The 956-nt window shown below is 50.6% G+C and carries 9 tRNA genes and 1 rRNA gene; all 10 read left to right on the top strand.

Going from position 1 to position 956, the window contains the following annotated elements:
• The first annotated feature begins 30 nt into the window (after nt 1–30).
• Nucleotides 31–146, top strand: a 5S ribosomal RNA gene (gene rrf, locus D8803_RS09625).
• Between the two features lie 29 nt (nt 147–175).
• Nucleotides 176–248, top strand: a tRNA-Val gene (locus tag D8803_RS09620).
• Between the two features lie 2 nt (nt 249–250).
• Nucleotides 251–323, top strand: a tRNA-Asp gene (locus tag D8803_RS09615).
• Between the two features lie 22 nt (nt 324–345).
• Nucleotides 346–418 (top strand) — tRNA-Lys (locus D8803_RS09610).
• Between the two features lie 5 nt (nt 419–423).
• Nucleotides 424–505: transfer RNA gene (locus D8803_RS09605), tRNA-Leu, on the top strand.
• A 12-nt stretch (nt 506–517) separates the two neighbouring features.
• Nucleotides 518–590: transfer RNA gene (locus D8803_RS09600), tRNA-Thr, on the top strand.
• A gap of 21 nt (nt 591–611) precedes the next feature.
• Nucleotides 612–683, top strand: a tRNA-Gly gene (locus D8803_RS09595).
• A 7-nt stretch (nt 684–690) separates the two neighbouring features.
• Nucleotides 691–776, top strand: a tRNA-Leu gene (locus D8803_RS09590).
• Nucleotides 777–787: 11 nt separating this feature from the next.
• A tRNA-Arg gene (locus tag D8803_RS09585) sits at nt 788–861 on the top strand.
• A 16-nt stretch (nt 862–877) separates the two neighbouring features.
• A tRNA-Pro gene (locus tag D8803_RS09580) sits at nt 878–951 on the top strand.
• Nucleotides 952–956: the final 5 nt, after the last annotated feature.

The following is a 956-nucleotide window of genomic DNA, read 5'->3' as shown; positions in this document are numbered from 1 at the left end:
TATTCAATTTTGAGTAGGTATTACTCAGAGTTAAGTGACGATAGCCTAGGAGATACACCTGTACCCATGCCGAACACAGCAGTTAAGCCCTAGAACGCCGGAAGTAGTTGGGGGTTGCCCCCTGTGAGATATGGAAGTCGCTTAGCAGAATAGGAAGTTTAGAGGCTTCCTTTTTGGGAGTTTAGCTCAGCTGGGAGAGCATCTGCCTTACAAGCAGAGGGTCAGCGGTTCGATCCCGTTAACTCCCATAGGTCCCGTAGTGTAGCGGTTATCACGTCGCCCTGTCACGGCGAAGATCGCGGGTTCGATTCCCGTCGGGACCGTAAGATAACGGAAGTTATTTTAGACTCGTTAGCTCAGTTGGTAGAGCAATTGACTTTTAATCAATGGGTCACTGGTTCGAGCCCAGTACGGGTCATATTTGCGGGTTTGGCGGAATTGGCAGACGCACCAGATTTAGGATCTGGCGCTTAACGGCGTGGGGGTTCAAGTCCCTTAACCCGCATAGTAGAAATTAGCCGGCTTAGCTCAGTTGGTAGAGCATCTGATTTGTAATCAGAGGGTCGCGTGTTCAAGTCATGTAGCCGGCATTAGAACTAGAAGAGGTCGATGCGAACGTAGTTCAGTGGTAGAACACCACCTTGCCAAGGTGGGGGTCGCGGGTTCGAATCCCGTCGTTCGCTTAGAGAGGCCGGGGTGGCGGAACTGGCAGACGCACAGGACTTAAAATCCTGCGATTGGAAACGATCGTACCGGTTCGATCCCGGTCCTCGGCATATAATAATGAGCACCCTTAGCTCAACTGGATAGAGTACCTGACTACGAATCAGGCGGTTAGAGGTTCGAATCCTCTAGGGTGCATTTTTTCTATTTAACTCGGGAAGTAGCTCAGCTTGGTAGAGTACTTGGTTTGGGACCAAGGTGTCGCAGGTTCGAATCCTGTCTTCCCGATTGAT

This window comes from Streptococcus oralis, assembly GCF_003943385.1.
GTDB lineage: Bacteria > Bacillota > Bacilli > Lactobacillales > Streptococcaceae > Streptococcus > Streptococcus oralis_CA.
This window is presented reverse-complemented; position numbering and strand designations above follow the sequence as displayed.